Source organism: Rhodobacteraceae bacterium D3-12 (genome assembly GCA_025916135.1).
Lineage (GTDB): Bacteria > Pseudomonadota > Alphaproteobacteria > Rhodobacterales > Rhodobacteraceae > JAKGBX01.
In genome coordinates, this window is record CP104793.1 from 3,284,376 (window position 1) to 3,299,932 (window position 15,557).

Annotated in this window: 15 protein-coding genes; 6 read left to right on the forward strand and 9 right to left on the reverse strand. The window is 62.4% G+C overall.

Translation table 11 applies throughout. The annotated features are described in order from the left end of the window. Positions 1-89: 89 nt before the first annotated feature. On the reverse strand, positions 90-1,235 hold the full coding sequence (locus N4R57_16260) for a type III PLP-dependent enzyme (protein UYV36541.1): 1,146 nt from the start codon (positions 1,233-1,235) through the stop codon (positions 90-92). 110 nt (positions 1,236-1,345) lie between these two features. On the opposite strand from N4R57_16260, the gene N4R57_16265 reads away from it, so the two are divergent. Continuing rightward, entirely contained in the window at positions 1,346-1,780 is a 435-nt protein-coding gene (locus tag N4R57_16265) for an AsnC family transcriptional regulator (protein UYV36542.1), read from the forward strand. Positions 1,781-2,074: 294 nt separating this feature from the next. Here the strand turns inward: N4R57_16265 and N4R57_16270 are convergent, their stop codons facing one another. The 4 genes from N4R57_16270 to N4R57_16285 all read right to left on the reverse strand — a co-directional run bounded on the left by N4R57_16270 (position 2,075) and on the right by N4R57_16285 (position 4,319). After that, positions 2,075-3,478, reverse strand: a complete 1,404-nt coding sequence (locus N4R57_16270) for an amidase (GenBank protein ID UYV36543.1) — start codon at positions 3,476-3,478, stop codon at positions 2,075-2,077. Positions 3,479-3,574: 96 nt separating this feature from the next. After that, on the reverse strand, positions 3,575-3,772 hold the full coding sequence (locus tag N4R57_16275) for a hypothetical protein (GenBank protein ID UYV36544.1): 198 nt from the start codon (positions 3,770-3,772) through the stop codon (positions 3,575-3,577). Beyond that, entirely contained in the window at positions 3,754-4,056 is a 303-nt protein-coding gene (locus tag N4R57_16280) for a hypothetical protein (GenBank protein ID UYV36545.1), read from the reverse strand. The genes N4R57_16275 and N4R57_16280 overlap by 19 nt, the downstream gene beginning before the upstream one ends. Further along, the gene (locus N4R57_16285; GenBank protein ID UYV36546.1) at positions 4,056-4,319 is read right to left on the reverse strand and encodes a hypothetical protein; all 264 of its coding nucleotides are present in this window, start codon (positions 4,317-4,319) and stop codon (positions 4,056-4,058) included. Before N4R57_16285 ends, N4R57_16280 begins: the two co-directional genes overlap by 1 nt. A gap of 231 nt (positions 4,320-4,550) precedes the next feature. Here N4R57_16285 and N4R57_16290 point away from each other — a divergent pair, with 231 nt between their 5' ends. After that, the gene (locus N4R57_16290) at positions 4,551-5,345 is read left to right on the forward strand and encodes a LytTR family transcriptional regulator (GenBank protein UYV36547.1); all 795 of its coding nucleotides are present in this window, start codon (positions 4,551-4,553) and stop codon (positions 5,343-5,345) included. A gap of 46 nt (positions 5,346-5,391) precedes the next feature. On the opposite strand, the gene N4R57_16295 is transcribed toward N4R57_16290, so the two are convergent. Continuing rightward, on the reverse strand, positions 5,392-6,381 hold the full coding sequence (locus N4R57_16295; protein ID UYV36548.1) for a zinc transporter ZntB: 990 nt from the start codon (positions 6,379-6,381) through the stop codon (positions 5,392-5,394). A gap of 119 nt (positions 6,382-6,500) precedes the next feature. On the opposite strand from N4R57_16295, the gene N4R57_16300 reads away from it, so the two are divergent. Next, on the forward strand, positions 6,501-9,395 hold the full coding sequence (locus N4R57_16300; GenBank protein ID UYV39598.1) for a valine--tRNA ligase: 2,895 nt from the start codon (positions 6,501-6,503) through the stop codon (positions 9,393-9,395). A gap of 248 nt (positions 9,396-9,643) precedes the next feature. On the opposite strand, the gene N4R57_16305 is transcribed toward N4R57_16300, so the two are convergent. Further along, entirely contained in the window at positions 9,644-10,435 is a 792-nt protein-coding gene (locus N4R57_16305) for a crotonase/enoyl-CoA hydratase family protein (protein ID UYV36549.1), read from the reverse strand. A gap of 66 nt (positions 10,436-10,501) precedes the next feature. Beyond that, positions 10,502-10,669, reverse strand: coding sequence for a Tat pathway signal protein (locus N4R57_16310; GenBank protein ID UYV36550.1), 168 nt, complete (start codon positions 10,667-10,669; stop codon positions 10,502-10,504). Positions 10,670-10,767: 98 nt separating this feature from the next. Between N4R57_16310 and N4R57_16315 the strand changes: the two genes are divergently transcribed. Both N4R57_16315 and N4R57_16320 read left to right on the forward strand, forming a co-directional pair. Further along, positions 10,768-11,895, forward strand: coding sequence for a pyridoxal phosphate-dependent aminotransferase (locus N4R57_16315; GenBank protein ID UYV36551.1), 1,128 nt, complete (start codon positions 10,768-10,770; stop codon positions 11,893-11,895). Positions 11,896-11,960: 65 nt separating this feature from the next. Next, positions 11,961-12,206: a hypothetical protein gene (locus N4R57_16320; protein ID UYV36552.1), complete on the forward strand. Its 246-nt coding sequence runs from the start codon at positions 11,961-11,963 to the stop codon at positions 12,204-12,206. Positions 12,207-12,232: 26 nt separating this feature from the next. Here N4R57_16320 and N4R57_16325 read toward each other — a convergent pair whose 3' ends face one another. Further along, the gene (locus N4R57_16325; GenBank protein ID UYV36553.1) at positions 12,233-13,429 is read right to left on the reverse strand and encodes an aminotransferase class V-fold PLP-dependent enzyme; all 1,197 of its coding nucleotides are present in this window, start codon (positions 13,427-13,429) and stop codon (positions 12,233-12,235) included. 165 nt (positions 13,430-13,594) lie between these two features. On the opposite strand from N4R57_16325, the gene N4R57_16330 reads away from it, so the two are divergent. Continuing rightward, complete coding sequence (locus N4R57_16330; protein UYV36554.1) at positions 13,595-15,511, forward strand: ABC transporter ATP-binding protein/permease; 1,917 nt, start codon at positions 13,595-13,597, stop codon at positions 15,509-15,511. Positions 15,512-15,557: the final 46 nt, after the last annotated feature.

The window sequence follows — 15,557 nt, forward strand, 5'->3', positions numbered from 1 at the left end:
TTAACGCGCCCACCCGGCAGGGCAATCCCGACGCCGCCTCTTTCTTGGAGAAAATGTTCAAATTCGCAACGTCACGACGCGCGCAAGGCTCACGCCTCCGGCGATGACCCCACCGCCAGCGTTACAACCTCGCCCGGCCCGTAACCGTTGAACGCCGTCGCAATCGCCAGCGAATACGCCCCCATGCCGCGGAACAACACATAGTCCCCTTCCTTGAGGTCTTGCGGAAGGCAAACCGGCCCCGGCAAACAATCCAGACTGTCACAGGTCGGCCCGAACACCACCCGTTCCTGCGCCGTGCCCGCGCGGCTGTGGCCCTCGGGCGAGATCACCTCAACCCGGTCCGTGGGCGCAATATCGCGCAGCTCTGACAACGCGCCGTATATCCCGTCGTTCAGATACACCGCCCCGTCAGCCCGCAGCGACTTCACCCGCGTCGCAAGGGTAAAACACTCCGCCACCATCGCCCGCCCCGGCTCACAGACCAGCTTGGGCGCGCCCGCACCAAACGCCGCGCGGGTTTCTGTGGCGATCCGCTCGAATATGGCCTCCAGATCGGGCGCACAGCCCGCCCGATGTGCCGCAAATCCGCCCCCCACATTCAGCCGCCCCAACCGCACATCTGCGGTTTTGGCGATGGCCGCACATTCACGGATATACGCGGCCCAGGCCTCCGGCTCGGCGCATTGCGTGCCGGGATGAAACGTCATCGCCGGGGCAAATCCGCGCTGCGCCGCGCGTCTCAGCAACGCCACCGCCTCCTCAGGCCCACAGCCGAATTTCGCCCCGAAATCATAGGCCGACCCCGCCACCGGCAACGCCAGCCGAACCGCCACCTCCTCACCGGGGAAGCGTGGCTGACCCAATTTGTCCAACTCACCCACAGTGTCGACCGACCACGAGACCACGCCTGCTGCAATGCCCGCCGCCACCTCCCGCGCCGAGCGCACAGGGTTGTTATAGTGCAAGACCGCCCCCGGCGCCGCCGCGCGCACCAACTCCATTTCCCTTGGACTGGCCACATCAAACGCCGCAATCCCCGCCGCGCTCAGGTTCTCCAAAACCATCGCCCCGGCGTTGGCCTTGACCGCATAGGTCACCAGCCCGTCAAACCCCGCCTGAAACCGCCACGCCGTGGCCTGCAACACGGCAGGGTCGAAATACATCACCCCGTGGTCGGGCTGATGACGGCGCAAATGCGGGCGCGGATCGGTGAAACTCGGGTGGGAATACATGCTCTGCCTCGTGGTTTTGATTTCCTTTCAGCTTTGACCAAGATCATGTCGATTCCTCGCGTCACTTCTGCTATTTTGCCGGAAACTTACGTCATAACGCCGAGACTCTCATGCAAAACGACGAGATCGACACGGCCCTCCTGTCTCTTCTGGCCGAAAACGCCCGCGCCCCTGTCGCCACTCTGGCGCGCAAACTCGGGCTCGCACGCACCACGGTTCAAGCCCGGATCGACCGGCTCGAAACCCGCGGGGTGATCGCTGGCTACACCCTGCGCCTCGGCGCGCCCGCCCACCCGCCGATCCGCGCGACGGTGCTGATCTCGATCGAACCACGCAGCCAACCCACCGTGCTCGCGCGCCTGCGTGCGCTGCCAGCTGTCGAACAGGTCCAAACCACGACAGGCCGCTTCGACCTGATCGCCACCCTGACCGCGCCCGACACCGTCACCCTCGACGCCACCCTCGACAGCATCGCCGAGGCGAAAGGCGTGAAAAGTTCGGAAAGCCTGATCCATCTCACCAGCAAGATAGATCGCCGCGTTTAGAGGGGGGCGCCTGCTGACGGCGTCGGCTGTTTGGAAGGGGTGCACCGCTTGACGACGTCGGCGGTTTTAAAGAGGTTGCGCCGCCTTACGGCGTCGCTGGGGGGGGGGCCTCGCTTCGCTCGGCCCCCTAAAAGCCGCCAATGCGGCGCGACCACCCAATCGCGGCGTGTTTGGGTGGCGTCGGAATTTGGGTATTTTTGCCATTAAAGAGAGGGCAGAAGAATTTCTGCCCCCGCCTCTCACCCAACCGCAAATACCAAATTCCCCGCCAACACCTTGGCCAAAGGTCAAAGCCTAGCGCGGCTCGATCGGCCCGAGATCAAACGCCAACTCGCGTTCGATCGCCGCGGCCACATCCAGACAGACAAGGTCATCCATCCGGTCGCCCACGATCTGCACGCCAAGCGGCACCGGAGCGCGCTCGAGTGTGCGCACGGTGGCGCCGGGCAGGCCCAGCAGGTTGAGGATGTAAAGGAACCGCTGCGCCTTCATGATCTCGGCCAGTGTTTCGGGCTCTTCGATATCCTGATCGGCGCGGAAGGGCGGCTGCCCCGAGACCGGCAGGATCAGCGCATCGACCGTATCAAACATCCGCGCCCATTCGCGCAGGATCTGCATGCGCCGCGCTTGCGCCGTCATGAACCCCTTCATGTCCGGCACACCGAACAGCTCGGCATAGCCGTCGATCACCCCCTGCACCGCATCCGAGCCGATCTCGCGGATCGTGTCGAGCATCATCACCGAGGTCTCGCCGTTCAGCACCTCGCCCCATGTCTGCGCCGCCTCGTTTGCCATTGGCGGCATGATCTCGACCACCTCAAGCCCGGCTTGTTTTGCCGCGCCCACTGCCGCCTCGACCGCGCGGGCGACATCCGGGTCAACCCCATCGCCAAACGGGTCAACACACCAGCCCACCTTGAGCACCCGCCCCTCGCGCAGACGCCCGCTATCGCTCGCGGCGTTCCACAGCGGATCATGGGCCGAGCGCACCCGCAGCGGATCATAGGCCAGCCGCACATCGCCAACCTCGCGTGCGATCACGCCTTGCACGCTCATCATATTGGTGCTCATCGGCCGCTCGGCCGGGGCCGACGGGTTGAACGCCGGCACCCGCCCCATCGACGGGCGCAGCGTCGCCAAGCCACAGCAATACGCCGGATACCGCAGACTTCCGCCCAGATCATTGCCATGGCCCAGCACGCCCATTCCCGCCGCCAAAGCCGACGATGCCCCGCCCGAGGAGCCACCCGATGTGATCCCGGCATCATAGGGGTTCAATGTGCGCCCATAAATCGGGTTCGACGTGAAGAACCGCAAGCTGAACTCAGGGGTCGAGGTGCGCCCGATCACCACCGCCCCGGCGTCGCGGATATTCTTCACCACCGGCGCATCCTCGGCACAGGGCGTCTCGTTCAATGCGGGCACACCGTTGGAATTTGGCAGGCCCTTGAAATCGACATTGATCTTAATCGTTGTCGGCAGACCCCAGAGCGGCGGCTTGTTTGCCGGCGGGTTGGCGTCCATCGCGTCGGCCTGTGCCATGGCCGCATCATCCAGCGGTTCAACCACGGCGCGCAACCCCGGCTCGCACGCCGCCACCCGGTCAAGATGGGCGCGCGTCACCTCGCGCACGCTGACCTCGCCTTTGGCCAGCGCCCCGGCGGTTTTTGTTGCACTCCAACGGATGATTTCGTCCATGGTCTCTCTCCCTCTCGCATGTCTGTTGCGCAAAACGCTACTACCGGGCGCGTAGGAAGGGAATGCGCATTCTGCGCCCGCCCGCCGCATCCGCCCTCATGCCGACCGCCACCCGATGATCGCAAGCGTCCGCCCAAGGAATACACCCGAAACGCCGCCCTCGATCACCGCAAACCCGACGCGAAAGCCCAAGCCCCCCGCCACATCCGGCGCCACCGCCTGCACTGTGCCAACCACGAAATTGGCCGCGAACACCGTCAGGATCGTCAGCAAGGTCAGCGTCTCACCGCGCAAGTGAACCCGCCCCCTTCGCGCCGCAAAATCCAGCGCGGTTGCACCCGCCATCCAATCACAGCCCCCATGGCATAGCTTGCACAAAACAAAGCCCACAGCGCCGCATCAGGCTTCATCCCGGCCACCGCCCGCACCGCAAAAACCGCCATGAAAGGGATCAGCCAATAGACCCAAACCGGGCTCACCCGACGGCGCATCGACAACAGGCCAACGCCGCTCAATCCCGCTAACAGCGGCCAAACCCAAAGCGGCGTGCCGCTTGCAATCCCGTTCAGTATCTCCATCACGCTGTCTCCCCGTCATAAAACGCGACGAGAAAGAAAAACCCCGCCCCCAAAAGCGCGGCAACGCCATGGCCGATCCAATCCCCAAGCCAGACATTGGCGGCGATCAACCCCGCCACCCCGATAAAGCGGCGCGTCTTGCGACGGGCGCGCAGGTTTGCGCCTTCACCGGCCAGCGCGGTGACCAGCCGGTCGACCTGCTGTTGCAACCCGACAATCGCGTCACCAATCATGCCCGTAGGAGAGGTCATACGAGCGCCCATATGAGAACCTCTATTCGAGCCACCACTTGCGCCTGTATTCGCCCCAGTATGCACCCCAGTATTTGCCCCAGCAATCAGGGCCGCCTTCACGCCAGTGGTCGCGCCCATATCAGTGCCTGTCATGTTTTCCATCGCGTGCCGTCCTTTCATTTCGCATTTGACTTGACGGTTGAGTGCGGCCAAAACCGCCATGAAAACAACGCTGTTTACGTGAACAACAGGCCCGCCTTCGTGAGTGACACCGACCGACACAGCAAACATCGTGAACGCCCCGCGCTTCATCTGCCCGAACAGGCGGCGGGCTTTGCGATCACCGTGGCCTTCCTCACCGTGCTGGGGCCCTTCGGCACGTCCGATCTGCCCGCGCTGATGCGGGCCGCCTATTGGTCGCTCAGCATCGGGCTAGGGTGGGCGCTCATCCTCGGGCTGATCGTGGGGCTGCGGCGCATGCCGTATTTTGCAACCCGCCCGCCCATTCTGCGCCCGCTCACGGCGATCGGCTTGGCGTTCCTGCCCATCGTTGCGATTGCGATACAGGTTGACCGGCTGTTCCACCCCGATGACACCGGCGTGCCGCTGCTCTTGATGCTGCTCAATGTCGGGGCGCTCTTTGTGCTGATCTGCGGCGTGTTGCTGGCGCGTATCCGGCCCCGGCTGGAGCCGCCCGCGCCGCTGCCTGCACGCAATGCGTTCCTTGACCGGTTGCCGCCGACGCTTGGCACCGCGCTCATTTCGCTGACCTCACAGGATCACTATGTCGAGGTGACAACCGCCAAGGGGCGCGAGCTGATCCATATGCGGCTTGCCGATGCGCTTGAAGAATTGGCCGACTATCCGGGGCGACAGATCCACCGCTCGCACTGGATATCCGCGCACGCCTTTACCGGGACCAGCCGCGACAACGGGCGGCTCGTGGCGCATCTGCTCGATGGGCGCACCCTGCCTGTCTCTCGCAGCTTCGCCGCCGATGTGCGCCGCATGGCACCGGTGCGCCCGGTGCATCCGGTGCCGGACATCCCGACCTAGCGGCGTGTCCGCCAAAGGCCAAAGCCTCCGAAAACCGACCCGCAGATCAGCGCCCGCCAAACAGGCCCATGCGCCGGAACAGCCACATCTGAAACACCACACAGATCACCAACAGGCCGCAAACCGCCCAGAAGGCCCAGCCCACCCCCTCGCCCGGAATCCCGCCTACGTTGATCCCCAGTAATCCGGTGATAAGGCCCAGCGGCAGGAACAATGCCGCCACCACCGACAGAACCAGCATCTGACGGTTCATCTGCTCGGCGCGCACATCCATGATCTGATCATGCACCACCTGTGCGCGGTCACGGATCGCATCCAGCTCCTCGGCCAGCCGCGTGACGCGCTCCGACGCCTCGCGCAGGCGCATGAATTCCATCGCCTGCCCGCTCTCCCCGCAGCTTTTCAACCACGCGGCTTCTTCGATCTCTAACGTGGTCAAGGCGTCGCGCTGCGGGAACATGTATCGGCGCAGCACAATCGCCACCCGCCGAACATCCGCCAGATCGCCGCGCTGTGGCGCGCCCATCTCGTCAATCACCTTGTCTTCCAGATCGTCAATCCGCTCGTTCAGCGCCGTTACCACAGGCTCGGCCCGATCCGCCAAGCGCAGCGCGATCCGCGCCACCAACTCGCCGGGGTTCTGCGCCGCTGTCCCGCCAAGGCTCTCGTCGATCACATCGCTCACCGCATAAAGCTTGCGCCGCTGGAGCGAGACCACAAGACGCTCTGACAGATAAAGCCGAAGCGAAACCATGTCCTCAGGCTCTGCGCCGGGACTCAGGTTCACACCGCGCAAGTTCATCAAAATCGACGCGCCATGCACGGTGCAGCGCGGCCGCGTCTCCTCTGCCGTTAACGCCGCAACCGCCAGCGGGTCCAAACCAGAGCCGCGCACCCAGCCGTCAACCTCCTCCGGCTTGCCCGACAGATGCACCCAGATCAGCCCGCCTTCGGGCAAATCGCTTACCCCGCCCGGCACCGCAATCTCTTGCGCCCCGCCCTGCCGATCCAGCCGATATGCCTTGATCTCCGTCATGCTTACCCCTTCCCGACAGCCATGCGGCCGCGCAAAAAAGCCGCTTCCCGCTTTCCCTTTGCGCCCCCATTGGGTAGAGGAACCCGAAACCGGATGACGATCAAGTGGGACGTAGCACAATGGCGATGGACAAGACCTTTAACGCGGCCGAAGCCGAAGGCCGCATCTATACCGCATGGGAAACCTCGGGCGCCTTCCGCGCCGGGGCCAATGCCTCGCGCTCTGAAACCTTCACCATCATGATCCCGCCGCCGAATGTGACCGGTGCCCTGCATGTCGGACATGCCTTTAACAACACCTTGCAGGACATCCTGATCCGCTGGCACCGGATGCGCGGCTATGACACGCTCTGGCAGCCCGGACAGGACCACGCCGGCATCGCCACCCAGCTTCAGGTCGAAAAGCAACTGAAGGCCGCGGGCGAACCCGGCCGCCGCGAGTTGGGCCGCGAAGCGTTTCTCGGCAAGGTCTGGGAATGGAAGGGGCAATACGGCGGCACCATCGTCGAGCAACTCAAACGCCTCGGCTGTTCGTGTGACTGGGACCGCAACGCCTTTACCATGGCCGGCGCTCCCGGTGATCCGCGCACGGGCCACGAAAACTCGCCCAACTTCCACGACGCCGTCATCAAGGTCTTTGTCGAAATGTATGACAAGGGGCTGATCTATCGCGGCAAGCGGCTGGTCAATTGGGACCCGCATTTTGAAACCGCGATTTCCGACCTTGAGGTCGAGAACATCGAGACACCGGGCCACATGTGGCACTTCAAATACCCCCTCGCCGGTGGCGAGACTTATGAGTATCTGGAGAAAGATGAAGAGGGCAATGTGACCCTCCGCGAGACCCGCGATTATATCTCCATTGCCACAACGCGCCCCGAAACCATGCTGGGTGATGGCGCGGTCGCGGTGCATCCGTCTGATGAGCGCTATGCGCCGATCGTGGGCAAGCTCTGCGAAATTCCGGTTGGCCCGAAAGAGCACCGCCGCCAGATCCCGATCATCACCGATGAATATCCCGATCCCACCTTTGGCTCCGGCGCGGTGAAAATCACCGGCGCGCATGACTTCAACGACTATGGCGTTGCCAAACGCGGCGGCATTCCATGCTATCGTTTGATGGACACGCGCGGCCACATGCGGGCCGATGGCGCGCCCTACGCCGAACAAGCGGCCAAAGCGCAAGCCAAAGCGCGCGGCGAAGCTTTTGACGAGGCCGAGATCGACGCGATCAACCTGATCCCCGACGACCTGCGCGGCCTCGACCGGTTCGAGGCGCGTGATCTGGTGGTTGAACAAATCACCCGCGAAGGCCTCGCCGTGATGACAACAGTGACCGAGGAGGTTGACGGCGAAGAGGTCACCAAGACGGTGCCCTACGTTGAGGCCAAGCCGATCATGCAGCCCTTTGGCGACCGCTCCCAAGTGGTCATCGAACCGATGCTCACCGATCAATGGTTTGTCGACGCCGAAAAGGTTGTTGAACCCGCGCTGGATGCTGTCCGCTCCGGGCGCACCAAAATCATCCCCGAGTCGGGCGAGAAAACCTATTACCACTGGCTCGACAATATCGAGCCGTGGTGCATCTCGCGCCAGCTTTGGTGGGGGCATCAGATCCCGGTGTGGTTTGACGCCGATGGAAACGAATATTGCGCCCCGACCGAGGCCGAAGCCCAAGCCAAGGCAGGCGCAGGCGTCGCCCTCACCCGCGACCCCGACGTGCTCGACACGTGGTTCTCCTCCGGCCTCTGGCCGATCGGCACGCTCGGCTGGCCGGAGTGGGACGAGACCACGTCGAAGTATTTCCCGACCGATGTGCTGATCACCGGACAGGACATCCTGTTCTTCTGGGTTGCGCGGATGATGATGATGCAGCTCGCCGTGGTCGATGAGATCCCCTTCCACACCGTCTACCTGCATCAACTGGTGCGCGACGAGAAGGGGCAGAAAATGTCCAAAACGCGGGGCAACGTGATTGACCCGCTGGAGATCGTCGATGACTTCGGCGCCGACGCGTTGCGCTTTACCATGGCGCAAATGGCGGCGATCGGTGGTGTGCTGAAACTCTCGACCGACCGGATCAAGGGTTATCGCAACTTCGGCACCAAGCTCTGGAATGCGTTCAGCTTCGCCAACCATTACGAGATTGCCTCAACCGGCGATCAAACCCCGCCGAAACCGGAACAGACGCTCAACAAATGGATCATCGGTGAGGTCGCCAAAACCCGTGCCGAGGTGGACGCCGCGCTCGAAAGCTATCGCTTCAACGACGCCGCCAATGCGCTCTATTCCTTTACATGGAACACGCTCTGCGACTGGTATCTGGAATTCTCCAAACCGATCCTTCAGGGCGATGATGCCGCCGCCAAATCCGAAACCGAAGCCACCCTCGCTTGGGTGCTTGATCAGGCGCTGATCCTGTTGCACCCGATCATGCCTTTCATCACAGAAGAGCTTTGGGGCCAGACCGCAACCCGCGCCAAAATGCTGATCCACGCCGATTGGCCGAGTTACGGCGACGAGCTGATCGACGAGGGAGCCAGCCATGAAATGAACTGGGTGATCTCGATGATCGAAGCCACCCGCTCCGCGCGTCAGCAAATGCACGTCCCCGCGGGGCTGAAGGTGCCGATGGTGCTGCGCACGCTTGATGACGCGGGCCGCACCGCTTGGGCGAACAACGAGGTGATGATCAAACGTCTCGCCCGGATTGATAGCCTGACCGAGATGGACGAGTTTCCCAAAGGCACGATCACCATCGCGGTTGAGGGCGGTGAATTTGGCCTGCCGCTCGCCGATATTATCGACATCGACGAGGAAAAGGCGCGGCTTGAAAAAACCATTGGCAAACTCGCCAAGGAAATCGGCGGGCTCAAGGGCCGTTTGAACAACCCGAAATTCGCCGAAAACGCCCCCGAAGAGGTGGTCGCAGAAGCACGCGAAAACTTGGCCGCCCGCGAAGAAGAGGACGCGACGCTGAAATCCGCATTGGCCCGATTGCAAGAAGTGGGGTAAATCGTTTTCCTTCGAGGAAAACGACCAAAATTCCTCCAAGGAATTTTTCACCGCACCTCACGACGCCGCGCACCTAAAAAATCCTCGAAGGATTTTTGAGCGAATTCTTCAAAAGAATTCGCCCCACCGCGCGCGGCGTTAACTTAATTTGGCGTAAACATATTCAGGATTCGGATGTCATACGCATTGCAGCCGGATGTCAGCCGGGAGTCACCCCCGCAAAACCGGCTCAATCCACCCGTTAACCTTTAGTCGAACTTCGGCGCGCGCTTGCCCATATTGGCAGCGATCACCTCCATCTGATGTGGTTTCCCCACCAGATCCGCCTGCTCGCGGCTCTCCGCCATCAAAACCGCGTCCTCACCCGCACCGCTCTCGGCAACGGCAATCAGCCGCTTCGCCGCGCGGATCGCACTCGGACTTTTCCCTGCAATTTCAGTCGCTAACCCCTGCGCCACCGCCAGCGGATCCTCGGCCAGCTCGGTCACGAACCCCCACTCCAACCCCTGCTTTGCGCTCACCGGTTTCGCCGTATACGTCATCCGCCGGATCACATCCGAGCGCATCACCTCAGGCATCAAGGCCATGCCGCCCATATCCGGCACCAACCCCCACTTCATCTCCATCACCGCCATCTCGGTCTCCGGATGCGCCACCCGAATGTCCGCCCCCAAAGCGATCTGGAAACCGGCCCCGAACACCACCCCGTGCAGGCTGGCAATCACCGGCACCGGCACCCGCCGCCAGACCATTGCAACCTCTTGATAAAGATTGGAATTCTTCCCCTCCAACCGCGGCATGATCACCGCCTCAGGGTCGTTTCCGGCCAACATGGCAAAGCTCGCAACATCCAGCCCCGCGCAAAACGCCCGCCCCTCACCTGAGAGCACAACCGCCCGCACCTCGCCGTTGTCACAGAGCGCCTCACCGGCCTCCACGATCCCCTCGGCCATGGCCTGATCGACCCCGTTCATTTTGTCGCCACGGCTTAACGTGACATGGGCAACGTGATCGCGAATTTCGGTTGTAACGCGGGCCATGGGCAATCCTCCTCGATGTTCAGGACACAACTTGCCTGCATTACCCGCCCCGAGGAAACCCTGACCTTACGGCACAAGCTTCTCAACCGCCCGCATTGCGCCCAGAGCCTTGTCATAAACCAGCGTTAGAATGCGCCGCCCGCCCCCAGACTTGGCTGCAATCTGTGGCAAGCTGCGCACCGTGCCGGCGGCCAATGCTGCGGCCATGAAACCGCGCCGTGAAAGTTTCGCCATGGATAACCCCTCCAGTTGCGAATAACTCTCATCTAAGCACGAAGCCCTTCGCATTCAACACCTTGCCCGCCCTGCCCTCGTCGGGTTAACTCGCAGCCATGACACAAAACCGCGCCCCCGGCCCCCGCCTCACTCCGCTTGCTCAAAGCCTTCCGGCCACCGTCCCCTTCGTCGGCCCGGAAACGCAGGAACGCCTGCAAGGCAGCACCTTCCGGGCACGTCTCGGCGCAAACGAAAACATTTTCGGCCCCTCCCCCAAGGCGATAGAGGCGCTTCAAAAAGCGGCCTCCGACATCTGGATGTATGGCGACCCCGAAAACCACGACCTGCGCCATGCCTTGGCTGCGCATCACGGGATCGGTGCGGAAAATATCGTTGTAGGCGAAGGGATTGACGGGCTTTTGGGCTATCTCGTGCGGCTCACGGTTGGCCCCGGCGATACCGTCGTTACCTCGGACGGCGCCTATCCGACGTTCAACTTTCACGTTGCCGGTTATGGCGGTGATCTGGTGAAACTCCCTTATTTGGATGATCGCGAAAACCTGCCCGCCCTCATTGCCAAAGCGGGTGAAACCGATGCCAAGCTGATCTATTTCGCCAACCCCGACAACCCGATGGCCAGCTGTCTAACGGCAGCCGAAATCGAAGCCGCTCTGGATGCGATCCCCGATGGCACCCTGCTTGTGCTCGACGAAGCTTATGTCGAATTTGCTCCCGCCGATGCGGTGCCTAACATCGCGATTGATGACCCCCGCGTGATCCGAATGCGCACGTTTTCCAAGGCTTACGGCATGGCTGGCGCGCGGGTGGGCTATGCCATGGGCCACCCTGACACCATTTTGGCCTTCAATAAAATCCGCAACCATTTCGGAATGAACCGCGCCGCACAGGCCGGCGCTCTGGCGGCCCTCAACGATCAGGATTGGCTCGCCCAAACCGTTGAAAACGTCGCCGCCGCCCGCGTTGCCATTACGCGCATCGCTGCGGACAATGGCCTGAGCGCGCTGCCCTCTGCGACCAATTTCGTGGCGATTGATTGCGGTGCCGATGCCGGTTTTGCCAAAGCGGTGCTTGACGGTCTTGTCGCGCGTGGGTTTTTCGTGCGCATGCCCTTTGCGGCCCCCGGCAACCGCTGTATCCGCCTCTCATGCGGTCGCCCCCAAGACCTCGCGCTGTTCGAAACCCTGCTGCCAGAGGCTCTTGTGGCCGCGCGCAACGCCGGATAATCGCGCGGCGTTTACCAATTATTGGTGTTTCCTTTGCTATTTTCCATTGGCGAAAGGAATCACACATGCGCACCCCGGCTCACGGTTCAACCTCACTTTACGCCAATGCCGCCTGGATTATCGGGGCAATAAACCTGTTCTGGTCGCTTCTGCTGATCTACACCAGTTTCGGTATGCACGTGGTGTTGGTCCTCGCGGTTGCCTTCAACTTTGCGATCACGCGATTGGCCCGGCACCAAGCCGCAAGTCGATTTCACGCCACAGACGACCTGAATTTAACGCTTCATAAAGAAAATAAGCGGCTGAATTAACCAACCGCTAACGTTTCACGGCGCAGTCAGCCTTCGGCCAACACCTGCGCCGCCGCCGTCAAGGCCCCTGCGCTATGGGGAATCTTCTCGGCAATGAACGCCGCTTCGACCCCGCCCAAAAGGCCAAGGATCATCTGCGCATTCACATGCCCCATATGCCCCAACCGAAAGAACCCCGCGCCGGATGGGTCGCCCTCTTCCGACATGCCCAGCCCGATCCCAAGCGTCAGCCCGGCGTGCGTCTCAACCCAGCGACGCAATCTCGGACCATGTGGCATCCCGATCCTCAGCGCCGTCACCGCCCGCGCCCGATGCGCCCGCTCTGCTATGTTCAGGGTCAGCGGACCACCCTCGCCCCAAGCCTCACAGGCGGACCAAACCGCGCTGGCAAGCCGCTCGTGCCGCGCCCAGATGTTTTCAATCCCTTCGGCGCGGATCATGTCCAACGCCGCCCGCAATCCAAACAGATGATGCGTCGGGGCCGTTCCGCCAAAATGCTGGTAAAACACCTCAGGATCAAGCCGCGGCTTCCAATCCCAATACCGGCTCACCCGCGCCACATTCTCGCGCGCGGCTTCGGCTTTTTCTCCAACGAAAACAAATCCTAAACCCGGCGGAGTCATCAACCCCTTCTGGCTCGCCGTGACCGCGACATCGACGCCCCATGCGTCCATTTCGAACCGGTCACAGCCCATCGACGCAATGCAATCAGCCATCAAAAGCGCCGGATGCCCCGCCGCGTCCATCGCTCCGCGCAGCGCCTGAATGTCGTTCACCACGCCGCTGGCCGTGTCGACATGGGTGGCCAGAACCGCCTTGATCTCGCCCGCTGTGTCAGCCTTCAACGCCGCTTCGACCGCAGACACGTCAAACGGACCACTCCGCCCGAAATCCAGCAGTTCGATCTCAACACCAAGCCCAACCGCCATTTCCGCCCAACCATGGCCAAACCGCCCCGTCGCGGGCACCAGAACCTTGTCGCCGGGGTTCAAAACATTGGACAGCGCCGCTTCCCACGCGCCATGCCCGTTGGAAATATAGATCGCCACCTTGCCCTTGGTGCCCGCAACATAGGCAAGATCCGGGATCAGAGACGCGGTCATATCCACAAGCGGGCCGGTATAGATATTGGGCGACGCACGATGCATGGCCCGCAAAACCTCATCCGGCATGACAGATGGCCCCGGAATGGCCAGATACTCGCGCCCACCTGCTCCCGACATTTGCGATTCTCCTATCCGCTAATCCGGGCGACCCTACGCCCGCCCACGCCAGCGTCAATCCCACTATGCTTGCCCTCTCGCGCTGGCTTCTCTACATGTGAAAGACCCGCCCGGGACAGTTCCGGGCCAACCACGGCCCTTTGCCCAAGCTGAGTCTGTTCACGCATGACGCAAGTCACATCGTCAAACCCCTCTCCCGACACCGGTGAAACCGCTTCCAACAAAGAGCTGATGGGCTGGCTTTGGAGCGGTTATCTCAAGCGCTACATTGGCATTTTTTCTCTCGCCGTCCTGCTGCTTGCGATCGAAGGCAGCATGCAAGGCGCGCTTGCGCTGATGATGCGCCCGATGTTCGATCAGGTGTTCCTCGCCGGTGATCGAAGCGCTTTGCTTTGGGTCGGGCTGGCCGTGTTCGGTATTTTCGTGATCCGTGCGATTGCCGCAATCGGTCAGAAAACCGCGATGGCCTACTTGTCCCAAAACGTGTCGGCCAATATGCGCACCTCCCTGCTCGACCGGATGATGGTGCAGGACGGTAGCTTTCACCAAACCCATCCGCCCGGCTTCCTGATCCAGCGGGTGCAGACGGACGTGACCCAGATCAATCAGGTCTGGCCCAACATCCTCACCGGCGTGGGCCGTGACGTGATCTCGCTTGTCGTCCTCATCGGTGTTGCCATTTCGGTCGATTGGCGCTGGACCCTCGTGGCCCTGATCGGCGCGCCCCTGCTCGTCGCACCCAGCCAGGTGGTGCAGCGGTTCGTGCGCGCCCGTGCGCGCGAGGCCCGCGACCTTGGCGCCCGCCTTGCCACCCGCCTCGATGAAGTTTTCCACGGCATCATCCCGGTCAAGCTCAACCGGCTTGAGAAATACCAATCCAAGCGCTATCGCGACCTCACCGGCGAGTTGGTCCGTGCCGAGGTCCGCGCCACCGCTGGCATGGCCACCATCCCCGGCCTTGTTGACGTGATGGCCGGTGTCGGCTTTTTCGGCGTGCTCTGGTTTGGCGGCGGGGAAATCATCTCGGGCGAGAAAACAGTGGGGCAATTCATGTCCTTCTTCACTGCCATCGGTTTCGCTTTTGAACCCCTGCGCCGTATGGGCACCATGGCAGGCCTGTGGCAGGTCGCCGCCTCCGGTCTTGAGCGTGTCAAGGCGCTGATGGATAGCGAACCCACTCTTCTTTCACCGAAAAATCCCGTTGCCGCCCCCTCCGGCGTGCCCGGCGTTGCCCTTAATGATGTGTCGCTGTCCTATGGCGACACCCATGTGCTGAACGGCGCCACGCTCGTGGCCGAACCGGGCAAAACCACCGCGCTCGTCGGCCCGTCCGGCGCGGGCAAATCGACCATCTTTAACTTGCTCACCCGCCTGATTGACCCCCAATCCGGTCGCGTTTCGATCGGCGATGTGGCGATCCGCAAGATGGCGCTCGAAGACCTGCGCGATCTGTTTTCCGTGGTCAGCCAAGACGCCGCTTTGTTCGATGAAACCCTGCGCGAGAATATCCTCTTGGGTCGTACTGATGTCAGCGACGAGGCGCTCCAATCCGCGCTTCAGGCCGCCCATGTCACCGACTTCCTTCCCAAGCTGGAAAAGGGGCTCGACAGCCCGGTCGGCCCGCGCGGTTCAAGCCTCTCTGGCGGCCAGAGACAGCGCGTCGCCATCGCCCGCGCGCTCCTGCGTGATACGCCTATCCTGCTCCTCGACGAGGCGACCTCGGCGCTTGATGCCGAATCCGAAGCCGTGGTGCAAAAGGCGCTCGATCAACTGTCCAAGGGGCGCACGACACTTGTCATCGCGCATCGCCTCTCAACCGTGCGCAGCGCCGACAAGATCATCGTCATGGATCGCGGTCAGGTGGTCGATCAAGGCACCCACGATGAGCTGCTCGCCCGTGGCGGCCTTTATGCGCGGTTGCATACGCTGCAATTCCGCACCGATGGCCCTACTGCCGATAGCGTCGCGATAGCCGCTCAGGGGAAGCGCCTGCGAAAAAGCGGAGCTGGAGCCAGAGGTTCCGCCACCCCCGGCGAAGCCAGCCTTCTTGGGCGTATTTTCGGGCGCTGGTTCTCGCAATAGCGGGCAATCGGCGCATCCGGGCGCGCCCAAGCGCCCGCGCCATGGC

Bases quoted from the DNA above. Each gene is read 5' to 3' on its own strand.
- N4R57_16260 (UYV36541.1), bottom strand. From the start codon at position 1,235: ATGTATTCCCACCCGAGTTTCACCGATCCGCGCCCGCATTTGCGCCGT.
- N4R57_16265 (UYV36542.1), top strand. From the start codon at position 1,346: ATGCAAAACGACGAGATCGACACGGCCCTCCTGTCTCTTCTGGCCGAA.
- N4R57_16270 (UYV36543.1), bottom strand. From the start codon at position 3,478: ATGGACGAAATCATCCGTTGGAGTGCAACAAAAACCGCCGGGGCGCTG.
- N4R57_16280 (UYV36545.1), bottom strand. From the start codon at position 4,056: ATGGAGATACTGAACGGGATTGCAAGCGGCACGCCGCTTTGGGTTTGG.
- N4R57_16285 (UYV36546.1), bottom strand. From the start codon at position 4,319: ATGGGCGCTCGTATGACCTCTCCTACGGGCATGATTGGTGACGCGATT.
- N4R57_16295 (UYV36548.1), bottom strand. From the start codon at position 6,381: ATGACGGAGATCAAGGCATATCGGCTGGATCGGCAGGGCGGGGCGCAA.
- N4R57_16300 (UYV39598.1), top strand. From the start codon at position 6,501: ATGGCGATGGACAAGACCTTTAACGCGGCCGAAGCCGAAGGCCGCATC.
- N4R57_16305 (UYV36549.1), bottom strand. From the start codon at position 10,435: ATGGCCCGCGTTACAACCGAAATTCGCGATCACGTTGCCCATGTCACG.
- N4R57_16310 (UYV36550.1), bottom strand. From the start codon at position 10,669: ATGGCGAAACTTTCACGGCGCGGTTTCATGGCCGCAGCATTGGCCGCC.
- N4R57_16315 (UYV36551.1), top strand. From the start codon at position 10,768: ATGACACAAAACCGCGCCCCCGGCCCCCGCCTCACTCCGCTTGCTCAA.
- N4R57_16320 (UYV36552.1), top strand. From the start codon at position 11,961: ATGCGCACCCCGGCTCACGGTTCAACCTCACTTTACGCCAATGCCGCC.
- N4R57_16325 (UYV36553.1), bottom strand. From the start codon at position 13,429: ATGTCGGGAGCAGGTGGGCGCGAGTATCTGGCCATTCCGGGGCCATCT.
- N4R57_16330 (UYV36554.1), top strand. From the start codon at position 13,595: ATGACGCAAGTCACATCGTCAAACCCCTCTCCCGACACCGGTGAAACC.